This window comes from Paenibacillus sp. V4I5 (assembly GCF_030817255.1).
GTDB lineage: Bacteria > Bacillota > Bacilli > Paenibacillales > NBRC-103111 > Paenibacillus_E.
In genome coordinates, this window is sequence record NZ_JAUSZB010000002.1 from 5,821,756 (window position 1) to 5,841,653 (window position 19,898).

Sequence of the window (19,898 nt, forward strand, 5' to 3'; positions counted from 1 at the left end):
GGTTTCTTTTTATCCTTCGGTTTTTAGGTTTAAAATAAGAAATAGTGGCGAATACATTATAAATCTAGCTAGGTGTTTTTTATTTGCAGTCGAAGAACGTTCCATGAAGCTTTGCTGAGATCAGCCTTAACATATCCGTCGTCAGTTTTGGCGTTACCGCCTTTGTGAGGGACGACATGGTCGGGCTTCGTTTTTGTATTGGTGGCTTTTAAATCTTCATTCTCCAACACTAAGTGCTCGAGAATGCTAACTTCACCGAAGCTGCGGACGTCAACGTTAAGCTCAAGTCTCTCTGATAAATGACGATTTACAGCGAAGATCGTAACTTCACCTTGCTCTTCATTGAAAACACTGATGGCCTCTAGATACGGAACATCGGTGAAATCCTTTGAATCATATTTAGGTGAAGAAATAATGGGGTGAAGCACCGTTCCTCTACCGTACAAAGAAGCATGAAGGTACGGATAATAAGTGGTTTGCAGCCAAAGAGGGCCTCCATTTTCAGTCATAATCGGTGCAATCACATTAATCAATTGGGCTATGCACGCCATTTTAACACGATCCGCATGTTTAAGCAGTGTAATCAGGAAGCAGCCTACTGCAAGAGCGTCTTCCATCGTATAAACATCTTCGAATTCCGGCGGTGCCACCTGCCAGCGTTCAGCAGCACGGCTTGATCCGATGGTATTCCAAACGTTCCATTCATCCATTGAAAGCATGAGCTTTTTCTTGCTCCGTTTCTTCGCTTTCATGTAATCGCAAATCGCTGTTACACTGTAAATGAATTGATCCATATCCAGCGATTTCGCCAAGAAATTTGAGGAATCGTTCGCATTATTATTGTAATAGGAGTGCAAGGATAAATAATCCACTTGATCGTAGGTAAGATCGAGCACGGTAGCCTCCCAATCAGCGAACGTACTCATTCCACTTGTTGAGCTGCCGCACGCCACAAGCTCTATGGATGGGTCAACCCAGCGCATAACTTTGGCCGTTTCATTCGCTAATCTGCCATATTCGACTGCCGTTTTTGCTCCGATTTGCCAAGGGCCATCCATTTCATTCCCAAGGCACCACGTTTTGAAATTATGCGGATCTTTATAACCATGTGATATTCGCAGATCGCTCCAGTAAGAACCAGAAGGATGGTTACAATATTCGACGAGATTTCTAGCCGCGTCAACGCCGCGGGTACCCAGATTAACGGCCATCATGACTTCTGAACCGACTAATTTCGCCCAATCCGCGAATTCATTTGTTCCCATCTCATTTGTTTCTGTTGTCCACCACGCTAGATCCAATAGACGCTTCCGCTCGGCCTTTGGACCAACACCGTCCTCCCAGTTATAGCCGGATACAAAATTTCCCCCAGGATAGCGAATGATAGGAACATTTAGTGAACGAATAGCATCCAGAGCATCGCGTCGGAAGCCGTTCTCATCTGCGGTTGGATGGTTTGGCTCATAAATTCCGCCATATACGGCACGTCCTAGGTGTTCGATAAATGACCCATAGAGCCTTGGATCTACTTCTGAAATGGTGAAATTCTTATCAATAAGCATAGTTGATTTCATGGACATAATAGATATTCCTCCTAGTTGAATTAATGAAAAGGTTAAATCATAATTGTTGATATTCTATATAATATTTATCATAATAGATAAATACTTTCAATACGTTGGATGTGAAAATGTGTAGGATTAACTAAATTACTATTTCAAGAATGGATGTGTAGTCATGTATTTATCGACGGATTCTGAATCACTTCGGGTCTACGAAGCATTGGCGAGCGAGGTGCGGCTGCAGATTATTGATTTATTATATACAAAAGAGATGCATATTAAAGAATTGGCTTCTGTGCTTTACCTAAGCAGTGCAATTGTCAGTACGCACGTTACCAAACTGCAGAGAGCAGGGCTTGTAAGCTATAAAATGAAAAGGGTTAATGGCGGGACCTATAAGTATTGCTCGTTGTCAACGGAGTACCTGCAAATAAAATTATCCCGTTCTTCTATGTTGAAAAGAAAATTCGTTGAGGTTGCTATGCCTGTCGGCCAATATACGGATTTCGCGGCTTCCCCTACGTGTGGAATTGCAACAACAGAAAAGATGATCGGTTATTACGATAATCCGACCTATTTTTTGGATCCTGAACGCGTTCATGCAGGCATTTTGTGGTTTGCTAGAGGGTTTGTTGAATATAAATTACCCAACTATCTCTTCAAAGATCAAATTGTACAAGAAATTGAAATCTCAATGGAAATCGGTTCGGAAGCTCCCAACATTAATGAAAACTGGCCTTCTGACATCCGATTTACAATCAATGATAAATTACTGGGTATGTGGACGAGTCCCGGAGATTTCGGTCGAATGAGAGGTAGATTCTCACCAGATTGGTGGCATTCTGACGTCAATCAATACGGATTAATGAAAGTACTTCGAATAAATGCAAACGGTACATTCATAGATGGTCAGCAAATTTCTGATGTCACGATCAAGGATGTACAATGGGATAGCACGCAATGGACATTGCGAATAAGTGCTGAAGATAGCGCTCGAGGTCGAGGTGGCTTAACCTTATTCGGCAGGGGATTCGGCAACTACGATCAAGACATCGTGATACGAAGTTATTACGAATGATTTTGTTGAAGGTAAATAGAAATTCATTGCGGAGGTAAAGGGATGGCTCGTTCTTGTCGTGTACTTATTGTAGATGATGAAATTTTAGTCAGACAGGGTATCAAGCACTTGTTGCACTGGGAACAAGAGGGGTTTCAGATCGTAGGAGAGGCTTCCAACGGAAAAGATGCTCTTGAACAAATAGAGCGTTTGCAGCCGCATATCGTTATTACAGATATCGTGATGCCTGTTATGGGAGGAGCGGAGCTTACTCGTGTGATAAAGTCGAAATTCCCGGAAATTGAAGTGATCATTTTAAGCAGTTTTGGTGAGTTTGAATATGTGAGGTCCACCTTTCAAAGCGGGGTTGCTGATTATATATTAAAGCCAAAGCTAGAAGCTGAGCAGCTGCTCGACATATTGAAGCGCACCGCGCGTAAGATTCCCTCTTTAAAGCTGGAAGAGTCAAATGACGATGGCAGCTTGTCCATTAAGCTTGTCATCGATAAGCTTATTTCCGGTTATGAGGTCGATGACGATTTTAAAGATATCACCACTGCTTTTCCATATCCTAGTTACATCCTGCTGGGGGCTGATCTCAAGCAATTGCCGAGCAAGAGCAAGAATCAACATACCGCTTCACAATGGATGGCGAAAATTGCTGCTGAGTTTGATAGTGGCTTCGATCATGCGGTTTATTATCCCGTTCCCACTGATCCTAACATGGTTGTTGTGCTGGTAAACATGGACAAGAGCGAGTGGGATCGTTTCACATTTATCGTTCGGAAGCTTGCCGCTTGGACAAGGAATCAGCAGCCGGAGATTGGCTGGACGGTCGGTGACGCATTTAGCGATTGGAGACAGCTCGGCATGAACTTTAGGGATGGGTTCCTGAAAATAAATGCTTATCGCTTTTTTTTACCTACCTCCAACAATTTAATTGTATATGGGGAACTGCCGAAACATTCGGAAGAGGTTGCGAAATTTAATATGACTCGCTTTACCGAACAAATGAATCGACAACAGTTCGAAGAGGCCTTCCAAGAGTTGCTCAGGTACGTGCAGGCCGCGTCAAACCATTATCAAACGGATGTGTTTGAGTTCAAGTCCTTCTTGGGAAACATCATTTTTAATATAACAATTATGCTTGGCCGTTTGGAATTGGATATGAAGAATTTGGAAGAAGCGAAATATGCTTATTTCAAATCGATAGGCGAAGCGTCGCATGTCAGCGAAGCGATCAAGCTTCTTGAGACATTTATACAGGAAACAAATGATGTTATAAAAACGAAACGGTCTATGGGCGGAAATCCAAATATGACAATGCTTCTTGATTATATCCACCAGCATTACGCTGAGCCACTAAGCCTAACAGAAATAGCTAAGCATTTTCATTTTAATCCTTCTTATTTGTCGAGTTATTTCACATCGCATAATAAAGAAGGCTTCAGCGAATATTTGAACAAGATCAGAGTCGAGAAGGCAGCGGATCTTCTGAAGCAGGATTTCGCATCCATATCCGAAATTAGCGGAAAAGTAGGTTATTCGGACCATAGTTATTTTACAAAAGTATTCAAGAAATTAACGGGCATATCACCGAGCCAATACAAAAAAATTCATCTCAACAAGAAAAGGAACTAGGTTATGAGGAGACTCCTGGACAAATTTAAATATCACGGTCTTTTTATTAAAATGTTTATCGTCACGGTGGTTAGTATTATTTCCGTGTCGTTCTTCACTTCGCTTGTCACGATTCAAATGTCGGAGCGACTCTTCATGAATACGTTCAGTATTACGAATTCAAAAATCATTAGCCAGATTCAAGCGAATTTCGAATCGTTCAATTATTCTATCGTTACGGCATCGAATAATGTACTGCAGAACGGCACGATTAAAGAGTTTCTGACGAATGCTGATATGGACACACTTTCAACGGTGCGAAGTCATTATGAGGCTAGCCAACAGATGAAACGGATTCAGTCTAATGTAGCAGCTTACCCAGTTACAATTACGATCAGTGGAATGAATAGGAAAAGCCACTCGACGGATAGCTATTATTGGCCGAGCTCATTGGAAAAGCTGAGAAACAGCAGGTTAACCGCCAATACCCTTGTCGCGCCAAAACGGCTTATCTATCAATTGGATAAAGAAAGCATGACCAATTTGTCTGAAGCTGACCCGGTGATTGTCGCTTCTAGGGCACTTATGGAGAGAACGAGCGGCAATCCATATGGTGTTCTTTATTTTGCCATACGAGAAAGTGACTTTAAGCGATTCTTCACGAACTTCACAAGCGATGGCAACGACGTTATCATATTGGATCGTTCGGGCAGCGTCGTATCAAGTAACCGCCATGAGTTAATTGGCGAAGTGGCGCATGATTTACTTGGCTATGCAAAAGAAATTGAACAAAAAAAAATAAATGTCAAAGATATAAGTGTAATGGGGAAAAACAGTCTAGTGCTTTCGGAGTACCTTCCTACGTACGATTTTTATCTAGTCAATCTCATTGATAAACAAATGGTGCTTAGTCAGATGGTCGATGTCAAAAGGGTTGCGCTTATCTGTATGGCTATCGTGTTCGCAGCTCTGCTTATTGTATTTCTTATTTCAAGAAATTTGACAAAGTCATTGACCCTGCTAGCCAGACAAATGTCGGGCATTACGGCAAATAATTTCGATAATTATATAACGGTTACTGGCAGCTACGAAATCAAGGAGCTCGGACATGCCTACAATTACATGCTGGATGAGCTTAACGATTATATTAAGAAGCTAATTCAGACACAGAAGGACCAGCGCAACGCAGAGCTATACGCTCTGCAAATGCAGATTAACCCGCATTTTCTATATAATACGCTGGCATCCGTGAAAATTTTGGTCCAGCAGGGGAATAAGGAGAAAGCCGCCGCTACCATCAACTCCCTTATTTCCCTTCTCCAGAATACCGTCAGCAACATTAGTGAAACGATATCCGTGGAGCAAGAACTAGTTAATTTGAAAAATTATGTATTTATTAATCACGTGCGGTACGGTGAGCAGATCAAAGTCGATTATTTTGCAACCGAAGATTGCTTGTCCTATCATGTTCCCAAGCTCATCATCCAGCCTTTTATCGAAAATGCATTTTTTCATGCCTTTCATGAAAGGAACGAAGGGTACATTTATGTACTGGTGTCGCGCGAGGCAAATGCGCTGGTCTGCGAGGTCATCGACAACGGTATTGGAATGAAAGGCTTTGATAATGGGAATAATTCGCAGAGCTCCGTTAGCAGCAGTCGCTTTTTCTCCGGTATTGGAATTCGAAATGTACATGACCGTGTAGCACTGCTTTACGGAGAGGACTACGGCGTTACCATTGTGAGTAACATCGATGAGGGAACGAGAGTGAAAATAAAGCTTCCACTCCTTCATACCTAAAAAAAATACCAATAAACAAATTAATTACTATTTACATAAAAAGCCAATAGAAAGCTAACAATAGAATGACAAATCCACACAAATATATTACTAACGGGTCATTTTAACGAATTGTTATAATGACTATTGTTAGCGGGGCAAACGCTTTCAAAACTAATTTACAGTAATTTAAAAGGGGCTGAATTTTTGTGAAAAAGGTACTCGCCATCCTATTGGCCAGCTTAGTACTATTGACGGCATGCGCGAGCAAAGGGAATAACGTGCCGAATACGGGAGGAAACACCGCTGAAGCTACGCCTGCGGCTGCGAAGGAAATTACAGTATGGGCGTGGGATAAAGTATTTAATATTGGTGCTATGGAACGTGCAAAAGCAGCTTACGCGGCGAAAAATCCCGATTCCGGTTTGAAGATCAACATTGTGGAAAACGCGCAAGCCGATATCATTCAGAAATTGAACGCAGGATTGAATGCAGGCACGACAAAAAGCTTGCCGACAATCGTATTGATCGAAGATTATCGGGCACAAAGCTTCTTGCAAGCTTATCCTGATTCGTTCTTTGAATTAACAAATGTGATTAAACCGACTGATTTCGCCGATTACAAAATCGGACCTACAAGTGTAAATGGCAAACAATATGGGGTTCCATTCGATTCCGGCGTTGCTGGATTGTATGTAAGAAAAGATTACTTAGAGCAAGCGGGTTACAAGGTTGAGGATCTGCAGGATATCGACTGGAAGAAGCTGATTGAGATCGGTAAAGCAGTGAAAGCCAAAACAGGCAAGCAACTGCTGACGCAAGATCCGAACGATCTTGGGCTTATTCGCATGATGATTCAGTCCGCGGGCTCGTGGTATTTAAAAGAAGATGGAACGACGCCTAACTTGGCAGGCAACGCGACCTTGAAGGAAGCGGCTGAAACCTATAAAGAAATAATGAAAGCGGACATTGTGAAGGCCACATCGGATTGGAGCCAATTCGTTGGCGCATTCAACAGTGGCGAAGTAGCTACGATTCCAACCGGTAACTGGATTACGGCTTCGGTTAAAAAAGAAGCATCGCAGTCCGGCAAATGGGCTGTCGTACCGTTTCCTAAACTGACAAACGACCCAAAATCTGTTCATGCATCGAACCTTGGCGGCAGCTCGTGGTACGTCATGAACGTCGATGGAAAAGAAGCTGCGGCTGAATTCCTGAAACAGACATTTGGATCTGACGTTGAATTGTATCAAAAGCTTGTTACGGAGATTGGTGCAATCGGTACGTTAAAAGCCGCGGCATCCGGACCGGCGTACACGCAAGCTGACGAATTCTTCGGTGGTCAAAAAGTAATTGCCGATTTCGCCAAATGGACAGAGCAAATTCCAAAGGTGAACTATGGTATGCATACGTATGCGATTGAAGATATCCTTGTCGTCCAAATGCAAAATTATTTAAAGGGTACGGATATCGACAAAGTATTAAGCGACGCTCAAGCTCAAGCAGAAACACAAGTTAAATAATTAGATCATACGGCAATTAATAAAACCTGGGGCTTCGCCTTCTCCTGATTCCTAAGTTAACGTTTCGGCTGCAGGAGTTGGAGGAAGTTCCAAGGTTTTATTTCCGTAAAGAAAGGGGTTAGGCTAACGTGAAAGCAGCGAGGCCTGGCGTAAATATTCGCACAAGAGCTAACTTGACTGGTTGGATGTTTATTATCCTGGCGGTAATCATGATTGCAGTGTTCTATTTCTATCCCATGATTCAAGCGCTTATTTTATCATTTAAATCGGGTAAGGGAATGAATTTATCCTTCGTCGGCTTCGATAACTACGCTCGTCTGTTTAGCGATAAAACGTTTATAACCGCGGTTAAGAACACGTTTATTTATTTGATTATCCAAGTTCCAGTGATGATTGTTCTAGCTATGTTTATCTCTGTGTTACTGAACGATAGTAAGTTAAAATTTAAAGGCTTTTTCCGTACGGCGATTTTCTTGCCGGCTGTTACCTCACTTGTAGCGTATTCCGTTATTTTTAAATATTTGTTTGCTACGGATGGCTTGGTTAATCAACTTCTGATCAAGATTCATCTTATTGCAGGTCCGATTCAATGGATCACGGATCCGTTCTGGGCGAAAGTGACGGTTATTCTTGCAATCACATGGCGGTGGACAGGCTATAATATGATCTTCTACTTGTCCGCGCTTCAAAATATCGATCAATCGATTTACGAGGCTGCAAAAATTGATGGAGCTTCATCAACGAGACAGTTTTTCGGAATAACGATGCCACTGCTCAAGCCCATTATTTTATTTACTTCCATTACATCGACAATTGGTACGCTGCAGTTGTTTGATGAAGTTGTTAACATTACGAAGGGCGGACCAGGGAACGCGTCGATGTCCATTTCCCAGTATATTTACAATTTATCTTTTAAATATTCAGCGGATTTCGGATATGCGGCAACGGTATCGTATTCCATCGTGATTATGATCATTATATTGGCGTTTGTTCAGTTTAAAGCAGCAGGTGATAAAAATGGATAAATGGAAACGTATCTTTATTTATATATTTCTGAGTGTCGCTGCGTTTATTTCCATATTTCCGTTTCTATGGATGATTATCAGTGCCACGAATAAGTCGGCCGATGTGACCAAAGGAAGATTGCTGCCGGGAAGCTACCTTGTGGAAAATATAACAAACTTGTTTAGTTCCGTAGATTTTGTACCAGCCTTGCTGAGCTCCGCAAAAATTTCGATTACAACGACCGTATTAGCCATGTTAATCGGCTCCTTAGCCGGGTACGGCTTTGAAATTTATAGAAGTAAGGCGAAGGACGTCGTATTTAACATTCTATTACTGTCGATGATGATTCCGTTCGCGGCTATCATGGTACCGTTGTTTCAAATGTTCGGCGGTATCTCACGCGTTATTCCATTTATCGGGCTGGATACGGTGTCCGGCGTTGTGCTGCCGACATTCACTACGGCATTCCTGATTTTCTTCTTCCGTCAAAATACGAAGATGTTTCCGAGGGAACTCTTGGAGGCTGGTCGAATTGACGGGCTGAACGAATTAAATCTATTCTTCCGTGTTTTCATGCCAACGATGAAGACGACATACGCCGCAGCGGGCATCATTACGTTCATGTCAAGCTGGAACAGCTATTTATGGCCGCTCATCGTTCTGCAATCACCGGAGAAAAAAACAATACCCATGCTGATATCGAATTTGGGATCAAGCTATTCACCTGATTATGGTATTATTATGATGGCTATCGTGATTTCGACGATTCCGACTGCGCTCGTCTTCTTCCTCATGCAGAAGCATTTTGTCGCAGGTATGACAGGCTCAGTGAAATAGAAAAAAGAAAGTCAGGTGATTACGCACACAGCGCACATCACCTGGCTTTTAAATAACTTTACGGGGGAAAATGTTATGAAATTGACGAATCCAAACCTAAGCTGGCTCACCGATGTAAGCGTATTTGCTGTGAACCGGTTGCCGGCGCACTCAGATCACCGTTATTACGAAACATTTGAAGAAGCAGAAGCGACAGCGCCAATGGAGCTGCGGCACGACCTGAATGGTAGTTGGAAATTCAACTATTTCGTGAAGCCTGCTGACCGTCCCGAGTTGTTCCACCAGCTCGATTATGAGTGCGACAGTTGGAGTCAAATTCAAGTGCCTGGACACATTCAATTGCAGGGTTACGGAAAGCCGCAGTATGTAAATACGATGTATCCATGGGATGGACATCACGATATTCGTCCGCCAGCTATTCCGGAAAATGATAATCCGGTCGGTAGTTATGTGAAGTACTTCACACTGCCTGATCATATGAAGGGCAGGCCCGTCTACATATCGTTTCAAGGTGTGGAGTCGGCCTTTTACTTGTGGTTAAACGGTGAATTTGTCGGCTATAGCGAAGACAGCTTCACTCCGGCGGAATTCGACCTGACGCCGTTCCTGCATGAAGGTGAGAATAAGCTTGCTGTAGAGGTGTATCAAAGAAGCACAGGCAGCTGGCTGGAAGATCAAGATTTCTGGCGTTTCTCAGGCATTTTCCGCGATGTTTATTTATATACCATACCAAGCATTCACGTTCGCGATCTTTTTGTCCATACCGATCTTGATGCCGCTTATGCGAATGGCAGCCTACGTGCGGATTTGAAGCTGACAAGCGTGCAGTCAGCAAGCTTCTTGCTCGAATTGAAGGATGCAGCGGGGCATATAGTGGCGACAGCTCGCTCAGAAGTGTCAACCATCGATACTATATCGTTGTCTATTGATGCGGGACAAGTTACTACTTGGAGTGCAGAGAAGCCGTATTTGTACGTTCTGTACGTCAGCATATATGATCAAGAAGGCAAGCTCGTTGAAGTTATTCCGCAGAGGATCGGCTTCCGTAAGTTTGAAATGATAAATAAAATTATGCACCTTAACGGCAAACGAATCGTCTTCAAGGGTGTCAACCGTCATGAATTCAACAGTCGTAGGGGACGAGCCATTACGAAGGAAGATATGCTGTGGGATATCGCTACGCTAAAACGCAACAACTTAAATGCCGTCCGGACCTCACATTATCCGAATCAGTCGCTATGGTACGAATTGTGTGACATTTACGGAGTCTACGTCATTGATGAGATGAATTTAGAAACACATGGTTCATGGCAGAAGATGGGCGCAGTTGAACCGTCTTGGAACATTCCGGCGAATAAGCCGGAATGGCAGGATATCGTGATGGACCGCGCAATTTCGATGGTCGAGCGCGACAAGAACCATCCTTCAATTCTTATCTGGTCAGTTGGTAATGAAGCTTATGCGGGCGAAGTCCTGCTAAACGTGTCGAACTATTTCCGGGAGAAGGATCCTAGTCGACTTGTTCACTATGAAGGGGTTTTTCATAACCGCAAGTATAACGATACGAGCGATATGGAGAGCCGCATGTATGCGAAGCCGGCAGACATTGAGGCCTATTTAAACGATAACCCGCAGAAGCCTTATATAAGCTGCGAGTATATGCACGCGATGGGCAATTCGGTAGGCGGCATGCATAAATATACAGCGCTTGAACAGAAATATGCCATGTATCAAGGTGGCTTTATCTGGGATTATATCGATCAAGTGATCGTCAAGAAAGATCGTTACGGCAAAGAGTTTCTCGCATTCGGCGGCGATTTTGGCGACCGCGCCACTGACTATAATTTCTGTACGAACGGTATCGTTTACGCGGACCGCAAGGTGTCGCCAAAGATGCAGGAAGTGAAATTCCTCTACCAAAACATCAAACTCGTACCGGATCGTAAAGGTGTAAAGGTGACGAACGAAAACCTGTTCGAAGGTACGGATGCCTATGATCTAGTCGTTGTCCTTCATCTTGAAGGCAAGGAGATATTCCGAGGCAGGAGGGATATCGACGTTCCTGCGCAAAGTGAAGCTTATGTGCCGTTTGAACTGCCAAATGTTGATAAACCGGGCGAGTACGTGGTACATGCTTCCCTTTATTTGAAGGAAAGCACACTGTGGGCAGAAGCCGGTTATGAGGTTTCGTTCGGACAGTACGTATTTCTGGTTGATGATCTGGCTTCGTCTGCACAACCTGAAGGATCATTCAGAGTCGTGGATGGTGATGTAAACATAGGGGTTCATGGACGAGATTTTAGTATCATGTTCTCGAAACAGGCAGGAAGCCTGATTTCACTGAACTATGCCGGCCGAGAGATGATTGCCATTCCGCCTGCACCGTTATTCTGGCGTGCGACTACGGATAACGATAAAGGATTTTCGCTTGGCTTTGACTCAGGTGCTTGGTACGCGGCCAGCTTAACGCGCAAATGTATCGGTGTCAATCTGACACAGCAAGCGGGAAGCGTAACAGTAACTATTCAATACAAGCTTAATATCAGCGAGGATGTTCGGGTAACTGTTGTATATACCGTTTATGTTGACGGTAGCGTGAATGTCAAGTCAAGCTATGAGGGGACATCAGGCCTTCCGAAACTGCCGATCTTTGCGTTGTCGTTCAAGGTTCCAGCTGATTATTTCCATTTGGATTGGTACGCGATGGGACCTGAGGAGAACTATATCGATCGCGCCTTCGGAGCTAGGCTCGGGGTGTTCAAGAATGACGCTGCTGATAATGTGTCTGGATATGTCGTGCCGCAAGAGTCGGGGAACCGCACAGGCGTCCGCCGTGTGAACATTACGAACGACGATGGCCACGGTATTCGGATAACCGCACCAGCTGCTCAGCCGGTGGAATGTAACATTTCACCGTTTACGGCATTCGAGTTGGAAAATGCCTACCATCATTACGAACTGCCGAACGTTCATTACACGGTCGTCACGGTAGCGGGCAGACAAATGGGCGTTGGTGGTGACGATAGCTGGGGTGCGCCAGTACATGATGAGTATCTGATCAAAGCCGATCAAGACCTAGCGTTTGAATTCAATATTCACCGGCTATGATGGCTCCATACGACGTACTTTGATCGGTGCAAACAAAGAAAATGGGTTGAGTGGGGACTAATATCCCTCTCAACCCATTTTTCATTCCTATCTAATTATAGAATAGCCAAAAGGTATAAATTTTAGCGGGCGGGATTTAAGATACGGCGAACTCATTCGCTGCACCTTTAAACGTTGTACATTTACTAGCAGCTCAATGGAGGAAATCACGATAAACCAATGCCGATTCATAGAATGCAATTTTCGGGGAGCTTTGTTGAATGGTTCGATTCACACAGAATCAGCTTTTGAAAACTGCAATTTTACTGTAGCTAATCTCTTCGTTTCAGAATTTAACTATTGTAAAATGACAGGCTCAGACTTTGCAGGCGTACAAATGGATGGTGTTACATTGGTTCAAGGGGATTGGTCCTATACAAATTTGAGACAAGCCAGATTAGCAAAACAGGTTATGCGAGGAGTTCGTTTTTTTGGAGCAGATCTTTCTAATGCTAATCTGGAGAAGGCTGATCTAAGAGATTGCGACCTGACAAGTGCGATTTTTGGAAAAGCAAATTTGCAGGGTGCGGACTTGCGTGGCGCCAATATGGATGGAATCGCGATTTTAAAACGCTTGTTGTCAAAGGCGCGCGGATGGACAGAGAGCAAGCTGTTATTTTTTGCGTTCATACGGTGCAAAGATAGATTGAGACTGAGAAATCCGACTTTTCCTTTCAAAAGGCAAGTCGGATTTTTTTCGTGTCAATTGTCCAATTCTTGCCCCAGCTTCTTTATACATCTTGAGGCTTGAAGGGAATCGCTGCTTTGTATTCTGATGGACTGCATCCGACATATTCCTTGAATACTTTCGAAAAGTAATGCTGGTCGTGAAAGCAGAGCGCATCCGATAATTCTTTGATTTTCATTTCGGGATTTGTTTCCATAAGTCTTCTTGCTTCACGAATTTTCAAATCCAGATAGTGATGTACGAACGTGTTTTGAGAATATTTTTTTACAATCCGGCTTATATAGGAAGAACTTACATGGAATTTCGTAGAAAGATCGCTCATGGACACCTGTGCATACAGGTTCGTTCTGAGATGCTCATCGATTTTCATAAACAACTCATTGCCGCTTTTTTTGTTATAGGTCAGCAAAAAATCGAAGCATTCGCCCGAAAATGTAAGAAGTTCAGAGCAAAAATCGGCATAGCTTGATTGTTCAAATAGTTTCCTGGCTTGTTCATGCACCACCCAGTTTTTCCATTCGGTATGCTGGTTTGCGGAGGATTCGAATGCTCCTACAAGCCTGGATACAAAGCGTTCCAACTGGGCGACGGGGAGGTCAGCCTGCTGCCATTTACTCAACTGCTCGGAGAGCTGCAGGAGAAAGCGGTCCTTCTGAAGTCTCTGTATCATGCCTGTATAGTTGTCGCCTAATCGGTTTATTTCCTCTTGGGAAGCTTGCTGTATGTGCAGAGAAAGGCTGACATCCAGCAGGACCGGCTTGGACACGTTTAATTGCTCCTTGAGTGTCTGTGAAATTTCCCTGTAAGACTCGGGGATTTTCTGGGGCACTACCGATCTGGAACTGCAAGCTATAGAGACATCGAGGCCCAGTGTAACAAAGAAATTGTGTATTTTTTCCATTATATTCAAATTGTAATTGTGGCCCTCAATGAAAGAAGCATTCGTCAGAATAAGAAGCTGCAGGGGATCTTGGGTTGGAAAAAGCCAAAAGGGATGCCCCTCAAAAGCCTCCGTCAGTCTCATCTTAATAATCTCCGAATTCCAGTGATCCGAAAGGGGCGTAAAGATGTGCTTGCGAACCACCCATAACAGCTTGGATTGCTCAAAGAAAACCGGTTCCAGTTTCATAAGACGGCTGGAAGACGGATCCAGGATTCCATCGAATACTGAGCTTTCTGTATGGTGTTCCTCTTTGAGTTGGGCGACGACCCGTTCCATAACCTCCATCATCTGACTGCGTTCTACAGGCTTTAACAAGTAGTCGCATACCTGCAAATTAATGGCTTTTCGCGTGTATTCGAAATCGTTATAACCGCTGATGAGAACGACCTTCAGTTTGGCGTTTATTCTTTTGGCTTGATCAATCAGCGTAAGACCGTCCATCTTGGGCATTCTGATGTCCGTAATGAGAATGTCGATTGTGTTATGCTGACAAATCTCCAGCGCTTCCTCGCCGTTCGTTGCGACGGCTGCGACTTGAATAGGAAGACCGGAAGTGTGAATGAGCGCTTTAAGGTTCCGCAGAATCGGTTTGCTGTCCTCTGCAATGAGAGCTTGAAACATCGTTGTCCCTCCTACATGAATCTAGTAAAAGTCTCTGGTTAACGAAGCAATAATTTGGATGGTAGCGCCCTGGCTGCCGGAATTGTTGTACAAATTAAAAAATAACCGGTTCCTGTACATAAGCTTGAGGCGGTTTACGGTGTTCACAATCCCCATATTGCCAATTCCCGCTGCAAGACTCTCCTGCTCCTGGGAGTCGGGGTTCATGTCGTCGATATGGCTTAGAATTTCTTTGATCTTGGATTCCTCAAACCCCCCGCCGTTATCCGTGATTTCAATAGCCCACAGCCCGTTGTACAGCTTGGCTTTAATCTGGATTTTCCAAGGAGGATCGGATCGATCGAAGGCGTGTTCAATGCAGTTCTCCACAAATGGTTGAATGACCAGGCGTGGCAGCAGTATAGATTCAGAAGAGTGATCGATGTCTATTTCCCACATGAGATCATCCTCATATTGCTGCCCAATCAACGATAAGTAATGCTTGGTATGCTCAATTTCATCCAATAAAGTGACATGCTCATACGGCGAAGAAACGACATATCTCAAATTTTCGGATAAATGCTTGCACATTTCACTAACGACTTGTTTCTTGTTCTCTTGAGCAGCAATGCTGATCAAATAAAGCACATTGTGAATAAAATGCGGAGCGATCTGCGCTTGCAGCGCCGAATTCCGAGCCATTGCCTCTTTGTGCACCGCCATCTTCTCTCTTTCGATCGATTCTTGCAGCCGGTCAAAAAGCTCGCGAAACGCTTCGTTCAGCAGCAGCAGTTCATTGTTGTACAGTCGGCTGTCCATGTTCAGGCTCAAGTTGCTATAGTTGATGCGAAGAATTTGACTGCGAAGCTTCCTGATCGGCAGCACTAGACTTTTGGACGTGAAATAGATGTACAAAAACGAGAATAATGTTAGGGAGACAATGATGATTATCGCAATATTTTTAACAGAATTGACAGAACCAAGAACGGATTTGCTCGGTGTGATCACATATACCGTCCATCCTGTAAACGAAGATTTCTGGAAGGCGACATAATTCTCAGACGTATCTTTATAAATGCCTTTCGTGTTTGAAAGGTTGTCATTGCTCCCGTCAGGTGTCTTGTATTCCGTATCTGAGGACTTAATAACCGCTTCACCGTTGCCGTCTGTTACAAATACGTTTCCGATGTTGCCGGCGTCAGCCAAGGATTGTAAATCACGATTATCCATCTGAATGGACAGATAACCGAAGACGGTGCCGTTCACATCCACGATGGATCGAATAAAAGCGATAGGCTGATCTTTGGGCGCGTAGAGAATGTAGCTGCTGCTTTCCAATTTCCTTCTTACCGTCTCGTCGCTTAATACGGGCTCAAGCGAAGGCAGGTCCGTATATCCGATATAGGAAGCCAACTCATCGCCTTGAAGACTGTAAATGATCATATCATGGATATTTAGGCTTGGACCCACAGCCCGAAACATAATATCGCTTAGCACACGTTTTTGATTCAAATCATCAATCGTGTAAGTTGACTTTTTGCTCAAGGACTCATATAAAAAAGAGAAAATATCTCGATTAGATAATACGCGCTGCGAAAGCTGGTTTTGCATAGCAATGTAGCTGTCCAGTTGACTCGCAACTTTGGTGGCCGTCAAGAGGGTGTCCTGGATGGTCCTTTCTTTGAGCGGCTTGACGACCAGCACATTCACATAAATCAGAAAGCAGCCGAGAATGAAGATAAGCAGAATGAAAAAGGTTGCAAACAGCTTGGTCTGGAGGTTGATCTGCAGCGGCTTTTTGCCGGTCAAGTTATTCACCTCTGCGCACCTTCCTTCCTGTAGTGTCATGAATATCCCTACTATAACACCGGAATGAAATCGTTAATACCCCCCAAATTGGTTCATAATATTACACAGGAAGAGTCAACCACGAACATGTACTTTGCAGGATTAGCGACCTATAATCGTATTTGTAACCAGTTGCAACGGGTTTCATCAAACAAACATGATGGAGGGGTTCAGTTTGAAACAAATAAATAAAAGAATATTATTTAGTTCTCTTGCGCTTATGATAGCGCTCTCCCTGACAGGCTGTGGATCCAAAAGCAATCCAGATTCGGGCGGAAGCAGCACGCCAAGCAGCACGGATAAAGCGGCTCCCTCGCAGTCGGCAAAAGTAACGATTGAATTTGCATTGGGGAAAAGCTCTGAGAACGCAGCTTATGCGAATAAAGAAATGCTGGCGGAGTTTGAAAAGCAGACGAATATTCACGTCAACATCCAGATGCTTCCTTCCGAGCAAATCTCCACGATTATGCAGACGAAGCTGGCTGTGGGAGAAGTGCCTGACCTGATTCTTTATAACCTCGTCAGTGCGGAAAGAGAACTAAATTTGGATAAAAATTTTGAACAGCTAGATAATGAGCCGTGGGCTTCCAGATTGCTTAACAAGGATGTACTTTCTTCTAACGGGCATATTTACGCGTTTCACCTGAATCAGGACGCAGGCCAGCAGGGAATGGTTTACAACCAGGATATATTCAAGGAATTGGGACTGTCTGTTCCAAAGAATTATACAGAACTGCTGGCGGTTAGTGAAAAAATTAAAGCAAGCGGTATCACTCCGATCTTCATGCCTTTTAAAGATTCCTGGGCTACTAATATTTGGACCGCAGCCGCATTGGCCGATTATGCGAAGAAAAACGATCCTAAATTGTGGGAAGATTTGAACGCGAATAAGCGTAAGTGGACCGAAGTTCCCGCTTTTGAAACCGTTACGCAGCAGCAGCTGGACCTGTTTAAGAAAGGATATACGAACAAGGACGTATTAAGCGATAGCTATGACATGGCGGTCAATAAATTCCTGAAGAAGGAAGTCGCAATGATGGCTATGGGGGATTGGCTCATTAATGACGCCTATCAAAAAGATCCAAACATTCATCTTGGACTCTTTGCTATCCCGTATGCAGACGGAGCGGATTTGGGAATAAGCCCGCTAGGCGGCCAATTGTTCGTACCTAAAAAAGCCAAGCATCTGGCGGAAACCAAAAAATTCCTTGATTACCTTGCCTCCCAAAGCGTAGGGCAAAAAATTGTAACAGCGAACAAATATATTTCCAATTTCAAAGATATCCAAACGCCGGAACTGCCTCCATATAAGCAGGCGATCGTCGATACCTATATGAAAACGAATAAAACGACAATGACGATGGACGCGTACCTATCTGTCGACATCTCAGAGCTATGGAAAGGCTACCAAGACATGTATGCGGGTGGTAAGACTCCGAAAGACGTTTATGTTTCCTGGGATAAAAAATTCGCTCAGCTGATGAAAGACAAGAAAATGCCGGGCTTCTAAGTATAAGGTTTCGCCAAAGGCAGAATGAAGCTTAAAGGCTTTATTCTGCCAAAGTTTTTTATGGAGCGTGATAACATGGGAATTACCAAACGTCTGTATTCTTATTATTTAATTTTACCGGCTCTTCTTCTCTATTTGGTTTTTTATGTGCTGCCAACGGTTATAGGTTTGTTTTATTCCTTTACGGATTGGCGGTTGGACACGGAAGAGATCCATTTCAACGGGCTGTATAACTTTGAACGTATTTTCACGGACGAGACGCTGCTTCTGGCCATCAAGAATACGATTATTTTCGCTATTGTAACCGTCATTGGCAAAAATGTGCTGGCAATCCTTCTTGCAGTTGCGCTGAATATGAATTTGAAAACGAAGAATTGGCTAAGAGCTATATTTTACACACCTTCCATTATAAGCGTACTGGTCATTAGTCTCTTGTTCATCCCCATGCTTCGTTCGGAAGGCTTAATTAATCAAATTCTTGATGACGTAGGCTTGGGTGTTCTGAAGCAAGCTTGGCTGACGGATCCCTCCGTTATTATGCTGACGATTAGCGGACTTGCGATCTGGCAATTTACGGGATTTCAAATGGCTATTTATTTGGCAGGGCTGCAATCCATCTCGAAAGATTATTACGAAGCGGCCAGAATTGATGGAGCAGGAGACTGGAAGAGCTTCCTTCATATTACGCTTCCGTTGCTATGGCCTGCTATTAATATCAATGTCATGCTGACCTTGATCGGTGGCTTGAAGGTGTTCTCAGAGGTGTTCGTTCTTACAGGCGGAGGTCCCGGGAATTCTTCTCAGGTCATTGGGACCATGATTTTAAAAGCATTCGGCGAAGGGAACTGGGGGCTTGGAACGGCCGTGAATACCGTACTGTTTATAGCCGTAACGCTCATTTCCATTCCGCTGCTCATGTATATGCGCCGCAAGGAGGTACAGGAATAATGATTTCATTGCGTAAAACCGACTGGAAGGCGCTCGTTGTAGAAGTCCTCATGCTGATACTTGCGCTCGCCATTATAGCTCCATTGCTCATTATGCTGTTAGGTTCCTTTAAAACAAGCTCAGAGGTTCTAGATTTCTCGTTAAAACTTCCCCGCAAATGGATGTTTTCCAATTACAAGGAAGTGATCGAACAGGGAGGGCTGCTTCGTGCTTTCTGGAACGGAATTCTCATTGCCGGAGTTTCGTCGCTGCTGAACATTATTACAACTTCTGCGGCTGCGTTCATTATTGTGCGCCGGGATACGCGACTTTCTAATTTAATCTACCTGTTTTTCTTTATGGGGTTGATAGCTCCTGTTTCAATTATTACGACGATCCGTGTTGTCCAATGGTTGGGCCTTTATGGTACGATCACGAGCGCTATTTTTATCTATGCGGCCATGAACAGTGCGTTTAGCGTATTTCTGTACGTAGGTTTCATGAAGTCGATACCGAGAGCGCTGGATGAAGTAGCTTTTCTGGAAGGCGCCAATATGTTCGACGTATTTTTAAAAGTTATTTTCCCGTTAATTATTCCGGTAAATGCAACCGTGGCGATTATGGTGTTTATGTCCGTCTGGAACGACATTACGATTCCGATTTATTTCTTGACGGATAGCTCCAATTGGACGATGCCTTTATCTGTATATAACTTTTACGGTAAATTCAGCAGGGATTGGAATCTCGTATTCGCCGACCTGACTTTGACCTCATTGCCAGTACTTATCTTGTATCTGATGGCTCAGAAATATATCGTCAGCGGCTTAACAGCCGGAGCCGTCAAAGGTTAAG

The 19,898-nt window shown here is 43.8% G+C and carries 14 protein-coding genes; 11 read left to right on the forward strand and 3 right to left on the reverse strand.

The genetic code is table 11. From position 1 onward, the window contains the following. Positions 1 to 68: 68 nt before the first annotated feature. Positions 69 to 1,580: an arabinosylfuranosidase ArfA gene (gene arfA / locus QFZ78_RS28610; protein WP_307552587.1), complete on the reverse strand. Its 1,512-nt coding sequence runs from the start codon at positions 1,578 to 1,580 to the stop codon at positions 69 to 71. A 157-nt stretch (positions 1,581 to 1,737) separates the two neighbouring features. Here arfA and QFZ78_RS28615 point away from each other — a divergent pair, with 157 nt between their 5' ends. The 8 genes from QFZ78_RS28615 (at position 1,738) to QFZ78_RS28650 (ending at position 13,281) form a co-directional block, all read left to right on the forward strand. Next, a complete protein-coding gene (locus QFZ78_RS28615) occupies positions 1,738 to 2,640 on the forward strand; it encodes an ArsR/SmtB family transcription factor (protein WP_307552589.1) in 903 nt (300 codons plus the stop codon). 42 nt (positions 2,641 to 2,682) lie between these two features. Then, complete coding sequence (locus QFZ78_RS28620; RefSeq protein WP_307552590.1) at positions 2,683 to 4,260, forward strand: response regulator transcription factor; 1,578 nt, start codon at positions 2,683 to 2,685, stop codon at positions 4,258 to 4,260. A 3-nt stretch (positions 4,261 to 4,263) separates the two neighbouring features. Beyond that, a complete protein-coding gene (locus QFZ78_RS28625; protein WP_307552591.1) occupies positions 4,264 to 6,039 on the forward strand; it encodes a cache domain-containing sensor histidine kinase in 1,776 nt (591 codons plus the stop codon). Between the two features lie 188 nt (positions 6,040 to 6,227). Next, complete coding sequence (locus tag QFZ78_RS28630; RefSeq protein ID WP_307552593.1) at positions 6,228 to 7,541, forward strand: ABC transporter substrate-binding protein; 1,314 nt, start codon at positions 6,228 to 6,230, stop codon at positions 7,539 to 7,541. 185 nt (positions 7,542 to 7,726) lie between these two features. Further along, positions 7,727 to 8,566, forward strand: a complete 840-nt coding sequence (locus QFZ78_RS28635) for a carbohydrate ABC transporter permease (protein WP_307555940.1) — start codon at positions 7,727 to 7,729, stop codon at positions 8,564 to 8,566. Continuing rightward, positions 8,559 to 9,383: a carbohydrate ABC transporter permease gene (locus QFZ78_RS28640; RefSeq protein WP_307552594.1), complete on the forward strand. Its 825-nt coding sequence runs from the start codon at positions 8,559 to 8,561 to the stop codon at positions 9,381 to 9,383. Before QFZ78_RS28635 ends, QFZ78_RS28640 begins: the two co-directional genes overlap by 8 nt. A 75-nt stretch (positions 9,384 to 9,458) precedes the next feature. Beyond that, positions 9,459 to 12,491, forward strand: coding sequence for a beta-galactosidase, LacZ type (gene lacZ, locus QFZ78_RS28645; protein ID WP_307552595.1), 3,033 nt, complete (start codon positions 9,459 to 9,461; stop codon positions 12,489 to 12,491). Positions 12,492 to 12,747: 256 nt separating this feature from the next. Next, entirely contained in the window at positions 12,748 to 13,281 is a 534-nt protein-coding gene (locus tag QFZ78_RS28650; RefSeq protein ID WP_307552596.1) for a pentapeptide repeat-containing protein, read from the forward strand. On the opposite strand, the gene QFZ78_RS28655 is transcribed toward QFZ78_RS28650, so the two are convergent. Next, positions 13,262 to 14,782 (reverse strand): response regulator, encoded by a 1,521-nt coding sequence (locus tag QFZ78_RS28655; RefSeq protein WP_307552597.1) that lies wholly within the window; start codon positions 14,780 to 14,782, stop codon positions 13,262 to 13,264. The two genes, QFZ78_RS28650 and QFZ78_RS28655, sit on opposite strands and share 20 nt — an antisense overlap. A 21-nt stretch (positions 14,783 to 14,803) precedes the next feature. Continuing rightward, positions 14,804 to 16,609, reverse strand: a complete 1,806-nt coding sequence (locus QFZ78_RS28660; protein WP_307552598.1) for a sensor histidine kinase — start codon at positions 16,607 to 16,609, stop codon at positions 14,804 to 14,806. 220 nt (positions 16,610 to 16,829) lie between these two features. Here QFZ78_RS28660 and QFZ78_RS28665 point away from each other — a divergent pair, with 220 nt between their 5' ends. From QFZ78_RS28665 to QFZ78_RS28675, 3 genes are all read left to right on the forward strand, one after another. Further along, positions 16,830 to 18,119, forward strand: coding sequence for an ABC transporter substrate-binding protein (locus tag QFZ78_RS28665; protein ID WP_373460439.1), 1,290 nt, complete (start codon positions 16,830 to 16,832; stop codon positions 18,117 to 18,119). 75 nt (positions 18,120 to 18,194) lie between these two features. Then, entirely contained in the window at positions 18,195 to 19,067 is an 873-nt protein-coding gene (locus QFZ78_RS28670) for a carbohydrate ABC transporter permease (RefSeq protein ID WP_307552602.1), read from the forward strand. Beyond that, entirely contained in the window at positions 19,067 to 19,897 is an 831-nt protein-coding gene (locus tag QFZ78_RS28675) for a carbohydrate ABC transporter permease (RefSeq protein WP_307552604.1), read from the forward strand. The genes QFZ78_RS28670 and QFZ78_RS28675 overlap by 1 nt, the downstream gene beginning before the upstream one ends. Position 19,898 lies beyond the last annotated feature (1 nt).

Excerpts from the sequence above, each read along its gene's own strand:
- QFZ78_RS28665 (WP_373460439.1), top strand. The coding sequence starts at position 16,830 with ATGATAGCGCTCTCCCTGACAGGCTGTGGATCCAAAAGCAATCCAGAT.
- arfA (WP_307552587.1), bottom strand. The coding sequence starts at position 1,580 with ATGTCCATGAAATCAACTATGCTTATTGATAAGAATTTCACCATTTCA.
- QFZ78_RS28625 (WP_307552591.1), top strand. The coding sequence starts at position 4,264 with ATGAGGAGACTCCTGGACAAATTTAAATATCACGGTCTTTTTATTAAA.
- QFZ78_RS28670 (WP_307552602.1), top strand. The coding sequence starts at position 18,195 with ATGGGAATTACCAAACGTCTGTATTCTTATTATTTAATTTTACCGGCT.
- QFZ78_RS28655 (WP_307552597.1), bottom strand. The coding sequence starts at position 14,782 with ATGTTTCAAGCTCTCATTGCAGAGGACAGCAAACCGATTCTGCGGAAC.
- QFZ78_RS28615 (WP_307552589.1), top strand. The coding sequence starts at position 1,738 with ATGTATTTATCGACGGATTCTGAATCACTTCGGGTCTACGAAGCATTG.
- QFZ78_RS28620 (WP_307552590.1), top strand. The coding sequence starts at position 2,683 with ATGGCTCGTTCTTGTCGTGTACTTATTGTAGATGATGAAATTTTAGTC.
- QFZ78_RS28635 (WP_307555940.1), top strand. The coding sequence starts at position 7,727 with ATGTTTATTATCCTGGCGGTAATCATGATTGCAGTGTTCTATTTCTAT.
- QFZ78_RS28660 (WP_307552598.1), bottom strand. The coding sequence starts at position 16,609 with ATGACACTACAGGAAGGAAGGTGCGCAGAGGTGAATAACTTGACCGGC.
- QFZ78_RS28640 (WP_307552594.1), top strand. The coding sequence starts at position 8,559 with ATGGATAAATGGAAACGTATCTTTATTTATATATTTCTGAGTGTCGCT.
- QFZ78_RS28675 (WP_307552604.1), top strand. The coding sequence starts at position 19,067 with ATGATTTCATTGCGTAAAACCGACTGGAAGGCGCTCGTTGTAGAAGTC.
- lacZ (WP_307552595.1), top strand. The coding sequence starts at position 9,459 with ATGAAATTGACGAATCCAAACCTAAGCTGGCTCACCGATGTAAGCGTA.